The organism is Treponema sp. OMZ 790 (genome assembly GCF_024181285.1).
Classification (GTDB): domain Bacteria; phylum Spirochaetota; class Spirochaetia; order Treponematales; family Treponemataceae; genus Treponema_B.
In genome coordinates, this window is the sequence record NZ_CP051201.1 from 218261 (window position 1) to 236447 (window position 18187).

Here is an 18187-nt window from a genome sequence, read left to right on the forward strand (position 1 = left end):
ATGCTCTTGCTTTTTGTTATTATATACCCTATAATTACACATACAGAGGAGGTTTTTGTATGAAAATGAAGGAAAAGAGCGGTAAGCTCTTAGGTTTAGGTGCAGCAGCGTTGCTGCTTGCTGCGTTGGTACTTTTTATTAACCAACCTAAAAGTAGTATTAGTTTACTTGTAAGTGTTAAGTCAGAAAAAGCAATGCTATCACTAAAATCAGACATGTCTTATACCTCCCATAGATAAAAAATTCTAAGATAAATTAATAGTAAGTTTCAGTTTCTAAATTCAGTTTCTGTAATTCATCTTGAGTTGCTTTTCTTAAAATACCTGTTACTTCATCTATGACGGCTCTGCCCCAAAATTCTCCATCTTGACTAAAGATAATGTAATAAGGAGTATTTAAATGATACTTAATTCTACCTCCCAGAGGTTTACCATTTTCATAAAACCATGGCTCTATAAGGGCATAAGTCTTATTGGCATTGATATTCCATATTGAAAAGCTGCGTGAATAATAAATTTCTGCCAATTTAATTATTCCATTTTCATAAAAATTTATTGATGTGCATTCAGGTATTACTCTCTCTGATTGACCAAATCCATCTTCATTTACTTCTGTATACATGAAATACTGTTCCGGTAATTCTATTTTATCATCTGCCATAAATATTGATTCAAATTTTCCGGATTCATATAAAGTTATATTACCTGAAGGAATGAGTCCTAAAGGAGTATCGAATATCTGTGTTTGTATAGATGCCTTTTTTAAATTTCCATTTTCATATACTTCAAAAAGGCCTCCTTCTTTTGTCGTTTTGATTTTACCTATATTTGTTTTATCCAATTATTGGATTTTAGAAATAAATTCTTAATTTTTCCATTTTCATAAAATTCTATTTTATCATATACTGTAAAATTCGACAAAAATTCAAGTCCGAAGTGCTTACCGGCGGATACATTCTTTGATAATATTTCACAACTTGATAATAAACCTTTCTTATCAAAAAAAAGCCTTGTAGCTTCTATTTTTCCTATAGGAGTATTGATTTCTTTTGTTTTAATTTTCACTGATGATATACTACCATCTTCATAAAAATTAATTCTTCCATCAGTTTTAATATCTCCAATACTAGTTTTTATTATTTGATTATCTTTTAACCAGCCTGTTTTTACTATTTCATTTTCATAGAATTCTACTTTATTTTTAATGTGTTCATCGCTTTCAAATGTCAATACGCCATTTTTAGTTTTCAACTGTATGTTGTTTACAAGTTCAATTTGTTTCATCATACCATTTTCATAAAACTCTATCATTTTATCGGATTTAAATATAAATTTACCAGACTTTGTTTTTAATTCTGTATCTTCTGAGAGCTCTATACGGCGAATTGAACCATTATCATATTTATCTGCATACTTGATGATAGCATCAGTCCCATCGGGGAGTATAATTCCCCATAATAAATTTAAACTGATTGAAAATACAAAGATAATTCCTATAATTTTTTTCATTTTTAACCTTCCTTTTTAGAAATGTTTTTTCATTGCAATTATTTTTATTTTTTTTGAAATAATGCTTTGATTTCTTCTTTTATCCACCAACTTTTAGGCAGGTAAATATAACTACCGCTCCATCTGCATTTCCAGCTTGTCCGCAATATCAGGTTGAAGCGGCTGCTAGGTTTCTATTTATTTTACTTCAAAATGTAAGTAATCAGATATATTGATACCTAATTTCTCAAATTCTATTTTATACGCATCAACATGAATTTTTAAATCAACCTTTAAATGTTCTAATGTTTGTTTATCAGCAGTCTGAGAAATACAATTCAAAAGTAAGGTTATTTTAACAGCATGTTTTAAAGGTTCAGAGTTATCATACAATTCCTGTAATTCGGTTGCTTTACCAAAGCCTTTAATAACTTCTCCAATTCCGTTCAACAAATTTCCCATAAATTTCAGTTTCTCCTATATTTTAAAGATTTAAACAATAATATTTAAAACGTATTATACCTTCCTGTATAGCCAAGTTCCTTTAAACGCTTTCTTGTTGCAATAGGTAATTTTTTACATCCTTCAAAACTACTGTTAAACTCGGAAACAACCAATTTTTTTATTTCTTCAGGTATTTCTAAGTTACATAGTTCCACACAATCCTTAAAACATCCAACACCAAAATCTTTTATATTTTTAGGAATATTAGCAGATTGTAAATTCTTACATCTTAAAAATGCACCTTTTTCAATAACTTTAATAGTATCGGCAAGATGAATTTCAAGTAAATTTTCACATTCTCCGAAAGCTGCCGTAGAAATTTTTTCAAGCGGTTCCGGAAGTGTAACCTTTGTAAGACTATTGCATCTTACAAAACTCTGTTCTCCAATCGTTTTTACACCAGGCATAATTTTTAAAACAGATAGACTATCACAGCCAAAAAATGCTTTATTGCCTATAGTTGTAACAGTGGATGGTATAAAAACAGAAGTAAGATTATCACATTCATAAAAACACCCTGTCCCCATAGTTTCAACACTAAAAGGAATTATTACTGAGATTATATCATTATTTTCTCTGAAAGCTAATGTATCTATTCGTTTAACAGGATACCCTTCAATCTCTGAAGGTATAATAACCAATCCGCCGGAACCATTGTAGCCTGTTATAACGATGCCGCTTTCATCTTTATTCAATTTATAGGAAAAATCTCCAACAGAAGATGGATTTTCAGTAGTCAACTTGTTAAGACTACTCTGATCAATGTCAGAAAAAATTTTCTCTATAGCAGCAATATCATTTTTCTCTAATGCATCAGATAATGCAACTTTATTATTTTTAGAACAAGCAACTGTACTAAATAATAAACCCAACATTCCAATCATTGAAACTAATCGTTTTTGCTTCATTTCGACCTTCCTTTTTGCAATATCTTTTTAATTGCAGTTTTTCTTATTTCCCCGCTCAATCCATAATCGAAAAGGTTCCGTACAGACGGCTTTTGCAAATAAAAGTTGTCTGTCATTCCGTACAGATTGACCGTAAAAACCAAAACTAACCCGCCTCGCTGAATTGTAAAACAAAAATATTGATTTACTTTCGAGGCGGTAAATATATAAAAAAACGCACAAGACAAAATAAAATAATTGACTTGTGCGTACAGTATTAAAGAGAAAAAAATATAAAAGATTTTGACTTAGTTTGTTGATTGTGTCATTTTGACACGTGGGGGGGGGTAAAAATGGCACAGTGTTTTGCTTAGAAGATCACTGCGTTTTTTTACCTTATCTAAAGCATTTAATGAGAAAATTTTAAAAAAGCATAAACTCAAAAAATTCTGCATGAGCTTACCTTAGCATAAAATATCTATTTTGTCAAGCATTGTGAACAAAGATTAAATTAATTTTTATTTATAAATCCCTTTGCATTATAATCTCATCTTCTTCTTTGCCGATTTCATAAAAACCGAAATTTTCATAGAGGCGTTTTGCTGCTATATCGCCTTCAACATAACAAAGCTGAATACATGGATATTTTTTTTCGGATTCTATCATCGAAAGCCATTTTTGTAAAGCTGCTTTTCCTAAACCCTTTCCTTGGCTTTTTTTATCTATCATAAATTGATCCATAATGCAGATAGTTTTTTTGCCGTCAATCCAATCTCTCTGCATTATAAGCCCTACAGGTTCATCCGAATAATAGACGGCGAAAACTTTTGCATTTTCTTTTCTGTAAGCAAAGGCTCTTGCAAGGATGGTAACATTCGAGGCTACAAAATTTTTTTGTTCTTTTTTTATGGAAAGAGAATTGATTATTCTCCAATTATCGGGAGTAACCTCTTTAAATTCGAGGCTATCGGGTGTAGGGTGATTAGTTTTGTTTATATATGTCTTCATATTCTTTTGCTCTTTTTTTGTAATATTCTATCATAGCTTTTACTTTTCCTTTGATAGTTTTAAATTCCCCTCATAGTCCAGATCGCCGTCCATACCGAAAGCTTTGAAAATTGAATTCTTATCTTTTTTGTTGGCGGGATTATTTAGGCCGCCGCCGGTTGCAGGATAAAGGGGGGCGTTTGATTTTGCTTTTATACATTCTTCCAATTTTTCTATGTTTAAAGAAAAGCCTATTGATTCTGCCCGGTAATTTTTATGATACCATTCTTCGTCTTTGTATAGAGCGTATTCTTTTAAAGACATTTCTTTATATATCAAGCCGTATTGGAGATAGGCAATATCCTTGTCTTGATGATTTATACTCTTGCTTGTCGATATTGGAGCGTCATTTAAGTCTTGGTAAGTAACTTTTTTGTTTCCGATAATTTTGTATTCGCCGTAATAGATATTGTTATCCATGATGGGCTGTGCGGGGAGGGAAGGGCATTGTTCCAATTCGTCAAGATTGATGTTTATGCCGGCGCTGATTTTATGGTAGACCTTTACAATTAAAGCGGTTCCCATGAGGTTGTTAAGACCGTAGTTTTTATTCTTTTTAAATTCCGGATTTTTTCTTAACTTAACAATATCGATTAAAATTTTTCCGAAACCGTATTGCCGTCTTCCTATTTTAAAAGCAAAGATATCTCCTTCTTTATATTTTTGGTGAGCTCTTTTTTCGTTTTTAAAATTTTCCAAATCGGTTAAATCTTCTTTTGATGTTTCCTTTATCCATTTTTCAATCCAAGAATTGAGAGCCGAAGCCTTGCTTTCTTTTAAGTTTTCCGAATAGTAGGTTTTTTGTGTGGTGTAGTTTCCGATAAGCACATGTCCGCTTCCGAATGAAAAATACACTCCGATTCCTTGAAATGATTGAGTTGCCGTAAAGTTGAATTTTTTCGGCTTTCCTCTTGCCGTCTTGGGAAGAACAATAGTTCTGTTTTCTCCCGTTTCAACATCAAGCTCATTTTCTTTATAATAAAAAGCTTCTCCCTCATAGTCCGATGCGGAAATTTCTTTTTTGATAGTATCTCCGTCAAAATAATAGAGGCTGCCCTTTATATCCATTACTTCCCAGTGAGCCTCAATCGGATTTAGACCCAGATACTTTCTTTGTTCGTTGGTTAAGATAAATTTTTTAGACATGCTTAATTCCTTTTAATAATTGTACCTTTTTTTATAATATTAGGCAAGGGCGAGGTTAATCTAATTTTCAGTATTTTTGAATAAGATATATTGTTTTTATGCTTTTTTTATATAAATAAATTCCGACAATGGCGAAACTTAAACATATCGGAATTATTATATAAATAAAATTTATAATAAAAAATAATAAAGCTGATAGTATAATAGTGATTATAGCAATTAGATGTGTGATAATAGATGCCGGACTATGCTTTATAACGCTTATCTCATCATTCCAATTTAGATTTAAATATTTGATGTTAAAAAAAATTCCTACAGTCGAAATAAAAAAGGAATAAAAAACAGGTACAAAGACTGTTAATAAAATTTGTAAAAAACCGGTACCTATATTCGGAAAAATGGCAATCATTGCAAAAAGATATCCTATTAAATGAATACTCATATTGACTGCTATTTTACTATTTAAAATTTGGGATATACCGATTGGGGCTGTTTGCAGTATCCATACATTTTTTCCTTCCAAAGATATTGATGAAGATGTGGTACAGCTCATAAGAAAAAATGCCCCTATTACCGATGAACCGTACTGTGTAAGAATATGTTCAAGGTCTCTAATACCGAGAAATATTTCAATCTTGTTAAATCCCAATATCATGCATCCGACACATAAGACACATAAAGATATAATACCTAATCCGCAATTTAATACACGAATAGGCGAAGTAATAAAACGGTTCAACTCTTTTAAATATAAACTAAAAAATGGTGTTCTTAAAATAGATTTTGTTCTTTTATTTTTAAAGCTTTGAGTGTTTAGTTTTTGATGAATTTTATTATAGTTTTTACCTATAAAAAATATATATACAATGGTTATAATAATTGTAATACTTATAAATTGTAAAATCTTTAGGTAAATATTTTGATCTATATAAAATAATTTGGATAACGGAAATATTTTATATAATTGTGTTTGAAGTAAATTGCCTAATGAAACGGAATCTAAATCGCGATTAAATGATACGGTTATAAAATATCCTGTCATCAATAAATAAAAAAATAAAATCGATATTTGATTTTTTCTTTTAAAAAATACACTGCAATATTCTATAATAATACTTAATATGGAAGCTACACACATAGGTATCATCGGGAGGGCGAAGCCTGACAGTAAAAATATTATTCCCGCAGAGACACTGATAATTTTTTTTAAAATTAAAAGAATGACTGCCGGAAATATACAGCTGCAACTGATAATAAGATTTAAAAAATATAGTATTAAAAATTTGCTTAGAATAATATCTTTTTGTGTGATCGGTAAAACCGATAACATATTAAAATCTTTATTATAAAAAAACATTGAGTTGCTTTTTAGCACTGTCATCATAAAAATAAAAAAACTTGATATTGCTGCCGAATAAGATAGGGTAAAAGAATGCAGCCCTAATTTTATTATTGAATTTATCGAAATAATATTATATAGGCATAACAAAAAAAATATTACGATAAATCCTAATAAATGATAGTTGGTTTTTTCCGAATGTGTAAAAATTGAGTACCGAAATACGGAATTTTTAAAAAGTATTATTACATTTTTCATTTTTAATAATATCCATAAAATATTCTTCCAATGAATCGGTCTTGCTCAAAACAGTGTTTATGTTTCCTTGCACAATTAATCTGCCCTTATTTATTATTCCTATCTTGTTACATAGTTTTTCTGCAACTTCTAAAACATGTGTAGAGAAGAATATTGCATTTCCGCTTTCTACTAATATTTTCATTTCTTTTTTTAAAAGATAACAAGCTTCTGGATCCAAACCTACAAAGGGTTCATCCATTATTAATAATTTTGGTGAATGGATAAGGGCTGCAATAATTACAATCTTTTGTTTCATTCCGTGAGAATATGAAGATATTGTATTATCTAAAAATGAGCTCATTTCAAATATTTCACTGAATGATTTTGTTTTTTGTATCCGCTCATTTATAGATACTCTATACAAATCTGCTATAAAATTGATATATTGCCGCCCTGTAAGATATTCATATATATCCGGGTTATCGGGTATATATGCGATATTTTTTTTAAATTCTACAGGATTATCTTTTATGGAAATTCCATTAACATATATTTCTCCTGTAAAATCATGAATTCCTACAATGGATTTAATTGTTGATGTTTTCCCGGAGCCGTTTGTTCCTATAAACCCGTAAATATCGCCTTGAGAGACTTTTAAGTTTATATTATTTACTGCAATGTTGTTTTTATGATAAATTTTTGTTAAATTCTTAATTTCTAACATAGTTATTCTTTTTACAACCTCAGTAAGTTCTCTAAACTGAGGTTGTAGTGTGTTTAATTTAATTATAAAATTGCCAAGAAAATAACTAGAAAGCTGATTATAATAGCAGATACCGGTATGATATAGTACTTCCATACATTTCCCTTTTGATTTTGAAATTTTATAAACCCGATAAGATTGATAAGAAGATATGCAAACGGTGCTCCGAATGTCAGATATACCTTTTCGATGGTGCCGTTTACATTTCCTGCTGAATCCCAGTGTACGGGAACCGTTTCCGGGAGTTTGCTTCCAAAGGCTATAAAAATAACCGTTGTAGCTAAACATAATAAGCTTCCGATAATCAAATGCTTTTTGTCGGATAAATTACTCATACAATCTCCTTTCTTTGTTTAAAAGTAATAGTGAATATATTAATGGAATAACATACAATAGGGAAAAGTAAATTATTAGATATTCCCATTTTGCAGATACTCCAAAACTCAACAAAAGAATTCCTGTGATTATCCATAAAAACCCGGCAAGGCGATGAGTTTTATACCATACCACAGGTTTATCCAATAACCAAAAAAATTTTAAACCGACAAATCTGCTTGGTTTTGTTTTAGGCAAATAGTTTCCGATTATAATGATAATCATTGAGGCTAAGATATGAATATATTTTTCAATGCCGGAACTGTTTGAATCTTTAAATATATATTTGCTGCTTTGAGCGATTGCAAATAATAGAGGAGTGCTTAAAACAATTGGAAGATAGAGTTTTTTAGGCAGTTTACTATTATTCGATAATGTATTTACTGCAATTTCCATTACAATGCTGAAAATAATTATTAATATAGGCAGTATATATAAATCATAATTTTTTATATTTTCATTTCCAATATTTATTATATAATAAATACTTGGAGAAAAACTTAGTAATGTAATAATCATGTATAATATTTTTTTACGCATTTTTCTTATCTCCTTTAAATTGTGACAGCCACATAATTGCTTCTTCAAAAATCGATATATTGATGTCGTAGTAAATAAAATTTTTATATTTTCTTTCACTTATTAAATCGGCTTTTTTTAACAAGGATAGATGATATGAGATGGTGGAATTTGATAATTCATATTTATCGGCAATTTCACCTGCCGTAAGCGATTTTTCTTTTAAAGAAATCAAAATGTCTCTTCTTACAGGGTCTGCCAATGCTTTGAATGTACTTTCAAAACTCATCCTTGTTATACCTCTTAATCTATTTCGATTTTTATCTAAATAGATTATAATATGTGTAGGATGAAAAGTCAATAGCTATTTTGATTTTTTTCAAAATAGTTTTTGGTGTAATGGGCGGTTTAGTATGTATAGGCAATGAGAGCGGAGTTCAGTGTTACCTCCGCCGGCCATGCGGCAATTATGCAAACGGCTGAATACATACGGAATAATTTACACAAAAAACTCCCGCTCGAACAGCTTGCAAAAATGCCGTACATGAGTCCTTCGAAATTTAAATATGTGTTCAAAGCCGTTACCGGTTTTTCCCTCACCCTTCCGAAAAACTCGACGATGAAAAATGTCAAAGGATGGACATTTTTCATCAAACCTTAAACTTCTGTACTTCCAATGCGAGGTTTTCAATACTTGCCTTGTTTTTTTGCGTTATTTCGTTTACATCCTGCACCGCATTGCTGATTTGCACTGCACCGCTTGCTATCTCATTCATACTGTCAGCAATCACACGGGTAAGATTATCGAGCTTGTGCATTTCGGCAGCTGCATTTTCGCCGCCTTTAAGCATTTCGGCGGATCCGTCATTTACCTGATGGGTTACGGTGTTAATATCACGGATGGCAGTCAGTATTTCCCGGCTGCCTTCTGTTTGCTCTTTCATTGATGCGGTAATAAGGTCTTCCTGTTCGGAAATGGTATGAGCAAGATCGTATACTTCGTCAAAGGTTTTTTCTGCCCCGTTTCCTGCACTAATTAAGTGATTGATAATTTCGATTGATTCTTTTAAGACGGCGGCAATCTGCTTACCTTGTGCATTGGATTCTTCGGCAAGTTTGCGTATTTCATCGGCAACAACAGCAAATCCTTTCCCGGATTCTCCTGCATGGGCGGCTTCAATGGCGGCGTTCATGGCAAGTAAGTTCGTTTGGCTTGCAATATTTTGTATAACTAAACTTGCTTCTAAAAGTGAATCTGATTTTTCTGCAATTTCATTTACTACACCGTTTGCTGTCCGAGCGCCCTCTTTTCCCTTAACGGTTTTTTCGTACAGGAGTTTAATCAGTGTATTGTTCTTTTCGAGTGTCTGACTTGCAGAATGTACGTTTGCCGTCATCTGTTCTATAAACGATGACGAGCGTTCAATGCCGGAGGCTTGACTTGCAATACTGCCATTCAGCTGCTTTATGGTGCGGATAATTTCTTCCATTGTTGCTGCCGTTTCTGTTACACTTGCCGCTTGGGTCATTGTCTGCTGTTTTACATTTTCAATGTTGGTACTGATTTCGTGGACTGCACTGGCAGTTTCGGTCATATTACTTGCAAGCTCTTGACTTATAGTCTGCATCCCTGTGATATTGTACCCTACACTTTCAATTGTACTTCGTATTTTTTCCATTGTACGATTAAAATATGTTGATAGGTCACTTATTTCACCGTATCCTTTTACAGGTAAACGGGAGGTTAAGTCTCCTTCTCCTTCTGAAATATCTTTTAATATTGATGATGTAAGTTTTATAGGTTTTATATTGATAGATAAAATAATAAAAATACTAACGCTAAATACGGCAAAAAAAACTAACGAAATAGCAATCAGTTTTATAATAAGCCGATGTATTTCTTTTAATAATATTGATATAGGCTGCACAGAAACAATAAACCATTTTGTATTAGGTATTCTGTTAGTACAAAAAGATATTTTTTCTGCGCCTAAAACAATCTCTCCCATATTTGTTTCATTATTTACTATTAATTTTCCGAATTCAGCATACGATTTATTTTCTATTTCAAAAATATTATCAGAAAAACCGTATTTATCATGTACCAAAAAATTCCCTTCTTCCACTATAAAAAAAGAAGTTATTTCGGTATTTTTATTATCATTTAGCACCTTACTTACTTCCGTTATATCTAAATTAGTAGCAAGGGCACCGAAAATATCTTCACTTATTTTTAGCGGAACACTAAGACTTACCATCGGTTTAGCTGTATTTGCATCTATGTATATATCCGTAATATATAATCCATTATTATTTCTAGCTCCTTTATACCAATCTCTCGTTCTTGGGTCATACTCGGCGGTAGCTATCCATGCAGAATCAAGGTGTTTTCTTGTATTAAATCCTGCATATAAAGTGTTTAATTCATCGTACATCTTATCATAGTACTTTAAAGTTTCAACAAACTGTACATCATTAAGATTATTAAATTCAAACCCTGAAGAAATTGCATTAAGAAATATTTTTCTTTTTTCCAACATTGTGAGTATCAATGCTGAATATTTCTCATTATGCAATAAAAATTTTGTTTTTGCTTGGTGTCGCAAATTATTACTGAATGTGCGATAAACAAAAAAAACAATTACCGAAACTCCGACAAGAAGGACAAAGCTCATTATAAGCCATAGTTTAAATATAAGACTTGTCTTTTCAAAATCGAGTAGTATATTTATTTTCCTTTTTCATGTCAAGTACTCTCCTTGTTTTTTTTTCGTATTTTTTTATAGATTCTTCTTTTAAAATAAGCAATCGAGTAATTTATCAAAATTAGGAGATTGCTTGTTTGCCGCACTTTTGTAACGATAGTGAGAAACGGCATACAATCTTTCGAGTTTGCTTCACAAACTCACTGTGTTTTTAATCAATGCTATTTGCGTTGATTAAACCTCTATTTTCTGCTATTAGTATAAACCCTTTAGAACGATAAGTCTAGTGTTGAATAGTATTTATTATAAAAAAAGTGAAAAATTTTTAATGGGGAGACGAAATGAGGGATTAATTTACAAAGTATCAATGATATTAGTGTTACCCGAACATAATCTTAGGCAGTGTGAGTAAAACCGGCTTACCGTTAAAGGTGTAAGATATTTGTTCGGATGTGTTTTCCAATATAAGCGCTTCCGGTTTGAGTTTGGGGCGAGGGCAAAGTAGGCGGCAACTTCAGATAGGCCTTTTTGAATGGGAAACTTTTCGGTCAGCTCTGCAAGGGAGAATTGAGTTCTTCCGTGTAAAAATTCGTTGCGGTAGTTTAAGATATTTTTTTTAAGAAGATTTTCATCAACATAAAACTGATTGAATATTCCGCTTTGCCTCAAAAGCTCTGCCGATTCCTGTTCGGTAAAACTTGTGATAGGTTCAAAACTTTGCTCTTGTTCGGGAAATTTTAAAGTGCGTGCCTGAGGAAAATATAAAAAGGGTCTTGTCTCAATCGAAAGAGGTTCCCGTAATTCAAAATCGCTGCCGGCCAATTCAAAGGCTCTTGTCTTTATAAAGGATATTAATTCTGTGAGAAGTTTGTGTTCTTGTCTTCCTTGAGAAAGAAGAACCCGATTTAACCGGTGCGTAAGGGAGCGGTTTGTATCTATTATTTTTCCGCCTGCTTCGTGAAGATATTGCTTTAAGTGAAAAAGAAAACCGTCTTCCCATTCTATGCCTTGATTTCTCACCTGTTCGATTATGTTTTCTGTCAAGCTGTTGATTTCATTTTTACCTGCATCGGCTGCGAGGAAGTCCCAAAAAGAATCAAAGCTTTGTCCCTGAGGTGTTTCTTTCATTTCCAAATATGCATCTAAGGCATAGCCGAGAACAGCTCCCTTTGTTTCACTTACAGATTGTTTTTTGTAAACATCCGAAAGAATTGATTTAAAATTTTCTTCGACTTGGCGGAAGTCCGATAAAAGTTCTCTTGAAGCTCTTGAAATTTCATGGAGGCGTTCAACCATTTGAACAGGTGTGTATATTTCGGCCTTACCGGTTTTTTTAATTCGGTTTATGCGGTCTTGTAATTCTTTTTTCTTTTTTTCCAAGTCGGCAATTTGAGAGGCCGGGTCATGGGTTGTGTTTTCAGAAAGCTCACGCAATTTAGATAAAATATCTTTAAAGCGTGATTCCGTTCCGATAAAAGTTCTTGAATCCATATTATCAAGCCATGTAAAAAGACGCTCGACTCCTGCACTCAATTCTATAATCAATTCTTGATTTTCGTTATAATATTTTCTGATAAATCCTATTTTGTCGGAGCACCATTTATTGGCTAAAAAATGAGAGCGGCTTTCGATGGTTTGTATTGCAAGCCGAATTTCTCCGATATCGGATTCTTCCGAATCAAAGTCATAATGAGTATTTGAGAATTCTTGATCTCGTAAAAAATCTGCGAGCAGGGTTTCAAAGCGGTCAGCTGAAATTGTTTGAATATGCTTTTCTCTAAAAATCTTATATAAGAAGGAAATAGTAAGAGCCGCATTTTTTGTTCTTAAAAGTCTTATGCCCGAATCTTCTGAAAGTATGGCCGATATATAAGCACTGTCCGAACTTTTCATTTTTCCTCCTCATTTATATTGTTAAATATTTCTTCCATACGGCTTTTGATAAAGGCATGAGATATTTTTTCTTGTTCAAGCCTTCCGGTTCTTTCTCGCAAAAACTTAAAAAGTATTAATTCTTCTTCATTAAGATTAAGGTCTTCAATTTTTGAGTGAGAATTTTCTCCCCTTACTGCAAAGATCGAAAAAGTTTCATAAGTTTTTTTATCCATGCAAAATGATTTTACATTTGGAAAAATGCTGCGTACATTTGAAAGTATTTCAAAGCCGTGTTCATCCATATCTCCGAAATAGTATAATTTTTTTTCGTTTAATGCTTTGTTTTCTTTTAAGTTTACGGCAGCGAAACCTGAACCGAAAATGCAAAGAGCTTTGCTAAAAGGCGGAAGTGTAAGATAGACCATTAAATTTTCAACAATAAAAATATATTCTACGGAATTAAAATTTATTTTTGCAAAGGCACCTAAAGGAATTTGAGCGTCATAGCTTGTAATTTCTTCGTTTAGAATTTTTAAATTTATATTTTTATCCAAACTGCGGAATCTTATAAAGGGCTCGAGTGTGCGTACTCCCCATCTTTTATATATATCTGCATTTGAGTTGATCTTATCCTTATTTTTATTTAGGGCTGTATAAACCGAAAAAATCAATGAAGTGTTTTGTTCTATAAATTTTGTGTGTACCGATAGAGGAATTTCTCTTAGATACAAATTACAATTAGGATTATTTAAAAACCAGATTGCACAACGAAAAATATTTTGCCAATAATCGGCTTCAACTTCGGTAATAAGATTACGCAGATGTTTATTTGCCCAATCGTTTTGAATATCCCCGGCATTTAAATTTGAAAATTGCTTTTTAACAATGGAAAGATGCTTTTTAAAATTTTCAGTTTCTTTTTCTTTTCCTATAAACCTTATAAAATCGATTTCAGTTTCAAAATATATTTTTTCTATTATTGTCTGCATTCCTTGTTTATGAGTTTTAAGGGTTTTTGTTTCTACGGTATAGCCTGTTCCCTTAGCATTCTTTGAGCCCTTGTAAAGCTTTTCCGCTTCAAGTTTTCTCTCATCGAAGGCATCTTTTACGGAACCCTTTGCAGACGGAATGAGCAGAGGAAAGAAATTTTTTTCATCTATAATCGAGTGTAAAAACGGTAAAAATTTATTTTCGGCTTTTTTCTTTATTTCATCAATACTTATCATCTTATTCCCTTAAAGTAACTGTCTTAACTTAAATCTCTCTTTTCTTGCTTGTACCTTTCGATTGTTATTTCAAGCAGACGGGAAGTATTGTCGTTTTTCTTTTCGGTAATGTGCATTGAAGAGATATAATCTTCGACAATGTTTATCTTATCCATAGGTGTTACCAAAATCATCTGTAAACCGATCTGCTTAAAAAGTTCCATTGCATAACAGGAATTATCAATATCGACCTTGCTGAATACCTCATCTATAATTACCAAACGGAGGGAACGAGGTGAACCGCTTGTTATTCCGAATTGGAAGGCTATGGCCGAAGCCAAAATCGTATAGGTGAGTTTGGATTTTTCGCCTCCCGATAAACTTGCGGAATCTTCATAGTATTGTTTTTGAGTATTATCGTTTTGGTAATATTCTATTGCCGCAAATATAAACCATTGGCGGACATCAAGAACTTTTTTCCGCCTTTGATCGTTCTCTTTTAAATATGAAATCAATATTTTTATTTTTTTAAAATTCTCAAATTCGGAATCCGCTTCTTTATTAAATATTGAGGCAGAGTCGGGGATGGCGGCTAATAAGAGGCCTTGAAATTCTTTTATTTGAATATCATTTGTAAAACGGTGCTCAAGTTTTATATAGGTCGGAGGATTTTTACTGTAAGGAATTGTTTTTAAACTTTTGTTAAGTTCTCCGATACCTTCAATAATTTGTTGTGTTCCTCCGTCTAAACGTGCTTTAAAGTCTGTAATATCTTGTTTTATGCTATCGTTAAATTTTCGTTTGAATTTTTTTAAGCAGGCTGGTAAATCGTCATGGTTTAACCTTTCATAAAAGGCCTTAAAGTCGGGCAGGGCTGCGGATTCAGCCTGCAAATCTCTTACATCCGCACTCCATGAAGGAAACTTTATTTTTATTTCATCCTTGGCATTTGTAAGGGCCGACATCTTTTCGCGCAGTTTTCTTTCCGTATTTTTTAAACTTTGCTCCGATTTTTCCGTTTCTTTTTCGAGTTTGGATGAAAAATTTTCTTTTGCCGTGTCAAGGACATCTAAGTTTTCAAAGCTCTTGTTGATTTTAAAATATTTTTCAAAATTTAAAACTAAGGTTTCTATTTCTTCATTATCTTTATTCGAGTAGTGTTCGTTAAATTGAACCTGCATCCTTTCTTGTTTTAAGTTTATATCTGCAAGCTGCTGTTCCAGTCTTCCCTTTTCCTGTGTAAGCTCGGAAAGTTCTGCCTCCTTTGACTGTCTCTCCTCTTTTAAAAGTTTAAGCCTTTCTTCAAGCTGATTGAGTTCCTTATCATCTTTTAATAGTTTAGCTTTTTCTTCATGGCTTGCATTAAGGGCTGCAGCATATTTTTGAACATCGATCTCATCCCAAATAGTAAGCTTAAATAAATTTTCCAAGATGATAAGCTTGTTCTTTATTTCATCTTGTTCTATTTTATATTTATTTAATTTTTCGGTGTTTTTTTCAATTTCGGTTTTGAGTTTATCCAATCTAAAGGAAAGCCCTCTTCGTTTTTGGATATTGTCCCAGCCTAAGACAAATGATTGAGTCCCGGAACGCTGAGGCCTGTCGTCTTTTTCATGCCTTATCTTTGCCTTAATTAAACCGGTTGAAGTGACAGCCTTAGCCGCATGATTAAATTCTTGCATATCATCGGTGCATATATAATCAAAGTTATCGGTTACATAGCTTTCGATCCAATCGGAAAGTTCATGCTTTCTGTTTATTTCAAGTTTGGAAATAAGGGAATTGCTTTGCAGTCTAAAATTTTTAAGCTGAGGTTTTTTATCCGTCTTTAAATAAACCAGTCTTCCTTTTAAATTATTTTTTGCGGCATAGGTATTTACCTTTGAATAAAGATTTTCCGGCACTAAAAGGCAGAGAGCAAAATGATGGAGAAGCTTTTCTATTGCCCCTTCCCAATGGGATTCGGTTTTTAACACTTGTAAAAGTTCTCCTGCAAAGGTAAGTTCCTGTTGAGAACAATTAATGCCTTCACATATTTCGTCCCTTATTCTGATATTTTGAGAGGGGATATTTGTATTCCTCTTGCTCAAGGATTCAAGTTCTTCGGTAAGTTCCGTAAGTTCATTTTTTGTGTCTTTATTTAAGACATTGAGTTCAAGAATGGAATTAAATAAGGAGTTTTCTTTTTTTGTAAGTTCTTTTTTTAGTTCCGGTAAAAGCTTTAAGTTTTCATTAAACTTTTTTTCCGTTTGGGGAGTTTCCAAAGAAAGAACTTCGGCACATCGCTCATAGTCCCTTATCTTTTCTCTGCGTATTTTTAATTCCCTTTCGTTAATATCTATTTTGTGTTCTGCCGCAGCAATGAGCATTGCAGTGGAATTTTTTTGAATTGCCGATTTTACGGAGTCGAGATCGAAGTCTATCTTTTTTATTTCTTCTTCTATTAAAGTTGTCTTGTTTTCGATTATCAGCCTTTCTTGGTTTAAATCTATCATTCTTTTTTCGATTAAGGCGAGAGCTGTTTTTAAGTACCAAAGTTGTAAGCTGTTTTTAATTTCTTTTAATTCCAAATCCTTCTTTTCGCAAAGTTCAAAGGTTTTGCCTGCTTCCAAAACTTCTTTTAAAAGCCGTATCTGTTCTTGTGCTTTTTCAATCTCGTTATAAATTTGTGAAAGCTCTTCATAATGTTTTACCAATCCTTCAAATTCGGCTTCGGTGTTTTGCCCCTCGAACATGTGCGTCCGTATAAACTCGTTTAAGTTTCCTACTCCTTTTAAACCGACCGTTTGCGAAAAAAGATAGAGTGCCCTGTCTGAACGTAAACCGGCAAGCTGCGAGAACGCTTCCGAATAAGAAGAAAAATTATCCCCGTAAAAAGCCGTATTGAATTTTTCGGCCATGATTTTTTTCCATTTGCTGTGAGGTGTAAGGTCTACGACTTCTTTTTGAATATCTTCGATAGAAAGCCTTTTTCTTGTTATAGAATAAACTCTTTGCAAGGTGCCTGCCTGAGAAAAAAATCTCATCTGCATGAGGGTTACAGGTCCCTGATCGTCTCCCAATACAAAGCAGCCCAATAAAATGGAAAAACACTTATCCTTTGAACGCAAATTTTTTGCCGTACTCGAAATGAATTCTTCATCCCTCTTGCTTCCGTAAGTACCGAGCACGTAGCTTGCCTCATCTCTTTCTTTTTTGCTTTCGGCTCCTGCCGATTGATTATAAAACCTGCGCCTCGGCGGAACAATGAGCGATAAAAAAGCATCGACTAAGGTTGTTTTTCCTGAGCCGTTTAAGCCTGTAAGAAGGGAAGATTTTTTTCTGCATCTCATTGTGTAGATATTCGAATCGAAGATGCCCCAGTTATACACTTGAAAAAAATCCAAATAAAAGCCGTTTTTATTCTCTTCACTCATCAATTCAAATTGCATCATTTTTCTTCCCTATTATAATTTTCAAGCCGCTTTTTAAATTCGGATAAGAATTCGGTTGTGATTTTTGCCCTAAGAATTCTGCGTACTTCAAATTTTCTATCGATTAAATCGTCGCCGATTCTTCCGTTTTGGTCTTGATGCAGTTCTTTTAAAAAGCCTAAGTCTACTGCCTGATTCAAATATTTGGTAAGTTCGTTATAGAGTTTTGTTTGATCGGTTTTTTCTTTAAAGTAAACCGAGAGCATACTGCGGATTTCGCTTTCAGGTAAAACCAAAATAGAAGAATCGTTTTGAGAAATATCGAATTGTTCTAGGGCTTCCCGCAATAAAACACAGAGGATGGACATTTCAAAGCTAAGAGGATAGCGGCGTATCAGCCTCACCGATTCTGGCGCACCTTCTTCATCTTCTTTTTGCTCTAAAAAGGCATAGCCTTCTGCAGGTTCAATAAAAACGCTTATTCCTATTTGATCGAAAAAAGATGTAATTTCCCCTTGGTATTGAATCAAGAGTCTCCAAGAATCGGAGTCTCCTTCATTTTCATACAAGGGGCCTTGTAGAAGCTTTATACAGGGTGCCGCCCAAACCGCCGTCATTCCTACCTCCAAAAAACTTTTTGTAGGAAATATTAATTTCCGAAAAAAGTTTTTATATTATAGAA

General features: G+C 32.9%; 17 protein-coding genes. 1 reads left to right on the top strand and 16 read right to left on the bottom strand.

Annotated features, from left to right (window positions below; translation table 11 throughout):
• Positions 1–59: 59 nt before the first annotated feature.
• Positions 60–239: a hypothetical protein gene (locus E4O01_RS01045; RefSeq protein WP_253693377.1), complete on the top strand. Its 180-nt coding sequence runs from the start codon at positions 60–62 to the stop codon at positions 237–239.
• A 16-nt stretch (positions 240–255) separates the two neighbouring features.
• On the opposite strand, the gene E4O01_RS01050 is transcribed toward E4O01_RS01045, so the two are convergent.
• From E4O01_RS01050 to E4O01_RS01125, 16 genes are all read right to left on the bottom strand, one after another.
• Positions 256–840, bottom strand: a complete 585-nt coding sequence (locus E4O01_RS01050) for a hypothetical protein (RefSeq protein WP_253693379.1) — start codon at positions 838–840, stop codon at positions 256–258.
• Complete coding sequence (locus E4O01_RS01055) at positions 822–1508, bottom strand: hypothetical protein (RefSeq protein WP_253693381.1); 687 nt, start codon at positions 1506–1508, stop codon at positions 822–824. The genes E4O01_RS01050 and E4O01_RS01055 overlap by 19 nt, the downstream gene beginning before the upstream one ends.
• Before the next feature lie 177 nt (positions 1509–1685).
• The gene (locus tag E4O01_RS01060) at positions 1686–1949 is read right to left on the bottom strand and encodes a hypothetical protein (RefSeq protein ID WP_253693384.1); all 264 of its coding nucleotides are present in this window, start codon (positions 1947–1949) and stop codon (positions 1686–1688) included.
• Positions 1950–1993: 44 nt separating this feature from the next.
• Positions 1994–2899 (bottom strand): leucine-rich repeat domain-containing protein, encoded by a 906-nt coding sequence (locus E4O01_RS01065; RefSeq protein WP_253693387.1) that lies wholly within the window; start codon positions 2897–2899, stop codon positions 1994–1996.
• Positions 2900–3400: 501 nt separating this feature from the next.
• The gene (locus tag E4O01_RS01070) at positions 3401–3886 is read right to left on the bottom strand and encodes a GNAT family N-acetyltransferase (RefSeq protein WP_253693389.1); all 486 of its coding nucleotides are present in this window, start codon (positions 3884–3886) and stop codon (positions 3401–3403) included.
• Between the two features lie 39 nt (positions 3887–3925).
• The gene (locus E4O01_RS01075) at positions 3926–5071 is read right to left on the bottom strand and encodes an immunity 26/phosphotriesterase HocA family protein (protein WP_253693391.1); all 1146 of its coding nucleotides are present in this window, start codon (positions 5069–5071) and stop codon (positions 3926–3928) included.
• A 67-nt stretch (positions 5072–5138) separates the two neighbouring features.
• Positions 5139–5726, bottom strand: a complete 588-nt coding sequence (locus E4O01_RS01080) for a hypothetical protein (RefSeq protein WP_253693394.1) — start codon at positions 5724–5726, stop codon at positions 5139–5141.
• 916 nt (positions 5727–6642) lie between these two features.
• Positions 6643–7374, bottom strand: a complete 732-nt coding sequence (locus tag E4O01_RS01085) for an ABC transporter ATP-binding protein (RefSeq protein ID WP_253693396.1) — start codon at positions 7372–7374, stop codon at positions 6643–6645.
• Between the two features lie 62 nt (positions 7375–7436).
• Positions 7437–7748: a DUF1648 domain-containing protein gene (locus E4O01_RS01090; protein ID WP_253693399.1), complete on the bottom strand. Its 312-nt coding sequence runs from the start codon at positions 7746–7748 to the stop codon at positions 7437–7439.
• Entirely contained in the window at positions 7741–8328 is a 588-nt protein-coding gene (locus E4O01_RS01095; RefSeq protein WP_253693402.1) for an SdpI family protein, read from the bottom strand. The genes E4O01_RS01090 and E4O01_RS01095 overlap by 8 nt, the downstream gene beginning before the upstream one ends.
• Positions 8321–8596, bottom strand: a complete 276-nt coding sequence (locus E4O01_RS01100) for an autorepressor SdpR family transcription factor (protein ID WP_253693405.1) — start codon at positions 8594–8596, stop codon at positions 8321–8323. The genes E4O01_RS01095 and E4O01_RS01100 overlap by 8 nt, the downstream gene beginning before the upstream one ends.
• A gap of 361 nt (positions 8597–8957) precedes the next feature.
• Positions 8958–10847, bottom strand: a complete 1890-nt coding sequence (locus tag E4O01_RS01105; RefSeq protein ID WP_253730167.1) for a methyl-accepting chemotaxis protein — start codon at positions 10845–10847, stop codon at positions 8958–8960.
• 519 nt (positions 10848–11366) lie between these two features.
• Positions 11367–12905 carry a DUF3375 family protein gene (locus E4O01_RS01110; RefSeq protein ID WP_253693409.1) on the bottom strand — a complete coding sequence of 513 codons (1539 nt, stop codon included), beginning with the start codon at positions 12903–12905 and terminating at the stop codon, positions 11367–11369.
• Complete coding sequence (locus E4O01_RS01115; protein ID WP_253693412.1) at positions 12902–14113, bottom strand: Wadjet anti-phage system protein JetD domain-containing protein; 1212 nt, start codon at positions 14111–14113, stop codon at positions 12902–12904. Before E4O01_RS01115 ends, E4O01_RS01110 begins: the two co-directional genes overlap by 4 nt.
• A 23-nt stretch (positions 14114–14136) precedes the next feature.
• Entirely contained in the window at positions 14137–17526 is a 3390-nt protein-coding gene (locus E4O01_RS01120) for an ATP-binding protein (RefSeq protein WP_253693415.1), read from the bottom strand.
• Positions 17523–18122 carry a DUF4194 domain-containing protein gene (locus E4O01_RS01125; RefSeq protein WP_253693417.1) on the bottom strand — a complete coding sequence of 200 codons (600 nt, stop codon included), beginning with the start codon at positions 18120–18122 and terminating at the stop codon, positions 17523–17525. The genes E4O01_RS01120 and E4O01_RS01125 overlap by 4 nt, the downstream gene beginning before the upstream one ends.
• Between the last annotated feature and the right edge of the window lie 65 nt (positions 18123–18187).

Bases quoted from the DNA above. Each gene is read 5' to 3' on its own strand.
- E4O01_RS01070 (WP_253693389.1), bottom strand. From the start codon at position 3,886: ATGAAGACATATATAAACAAAACTAATCACCCTACACCCGATAGCCTC.
- E4O01_RS01125 (WP_253693417.1), bottom strand. From the start codon at position 18,122: ATGACGGCGGTTTGGGCGGCACCCTGTATAAAGCTTCTACAAGGCCCC.
- E4O01_RS01100 (WP_253693405.1), bottom strand. From the start codon at position 8,596: ATGAGTTTTGAAAGTACATTCAAAGCATTGGCAGACCCTGTAAGAAGA.
- E4O01_RS01055 (WP_253693381.1), bottom strand. From the start codon at position 1,508: ATGAAAAAAATTATAGGAATTATCTTTGTATTTTCAATCAGTTTAAAT.
- E4O01_RS01090 (WP_253693399.1), bottom strand. From the start codon at position 7,748: ATGAGTAATTTATCCGACAAAAAGCATTTGATTATCGGAAGCTTATTA.
- E4O01_RS01065 (WP_253693387.1), bottom strand. From the start codon at position 2,899: ATGAAGCAAAAACGATTAGTTTCAATGATTGGAATGTTGGGTTTATTA.
- E4O01_RS01095 (WP_253693402.1), bottom strand. From the start codon at position 8,328: ATGCGTAAAAAAATATTATACATGATTATTACATTACTAAGTTTTTCT.
- E4O01_RS01085 (WP_253693396.1), bottom strand. From the start codon at position 7,374: ATGTTAGAAATTAAGAATTTAACAAAAATTTATCATAAAAACAACATT.
- E4O01_RS01110 (WP_253693409.1), bottom strand. From the start codon at position 12,905: ATGAAAAGTTCGGACAGTGCTTATATATCGGCCATACTTTCAGAAGAT.
- E4O01_RS01080 (WP_253693394.1), bottom strand. From the start codon at position 5,726: ATGATATTGGGATTTAACAAGATTGAAATATTTCTCGGTATTAGAGAC.
- E4O01_RS01115 (WP_253693412.1), bottom strand. From the start codon at position 14,113: ATGATAAGTATTGATGAAATAAAGAAAAAAGCCGAAAATAAATTTTTA.
- E4O01_RS01060 (WP_253693384.1), bottom strand. From the start codon at position 1,949: ATGGGAAATTTGTTGAACGGAATTGGAGAAGTTATTAAAGGCTTTGGT.
- E4O01_RS01105 (WP_253730167.1), bottom strand. From the start codon at position 10,847: ATGTTGGAAAAAAGAAAAATATTTCTTAATGCAATTTCTTCAGGGTTT.
- E4O01_RS01045 (WP_253693377.1), top strand. From the start codon at position 60: ATGAAAATGAAGGAAAAGAGCGGTAAGCTCTTAGGTTTAGGTGCAGCA.
- E4O01_RS01120 (WP_253693415.1), bottom strand. From the start codon at position 17,526: ATGATGCAATTTGAATTGATGAGTGAAGAGAATAAAAACGGCTTTTAT.
- E4O01_RS01075 (WP_253693391.1), bottom strand. From the start codon at position 5,071: ATGTCTAAAAAATTTATCTTAACCAACGAACAAAGAAAGTATCTGGGT.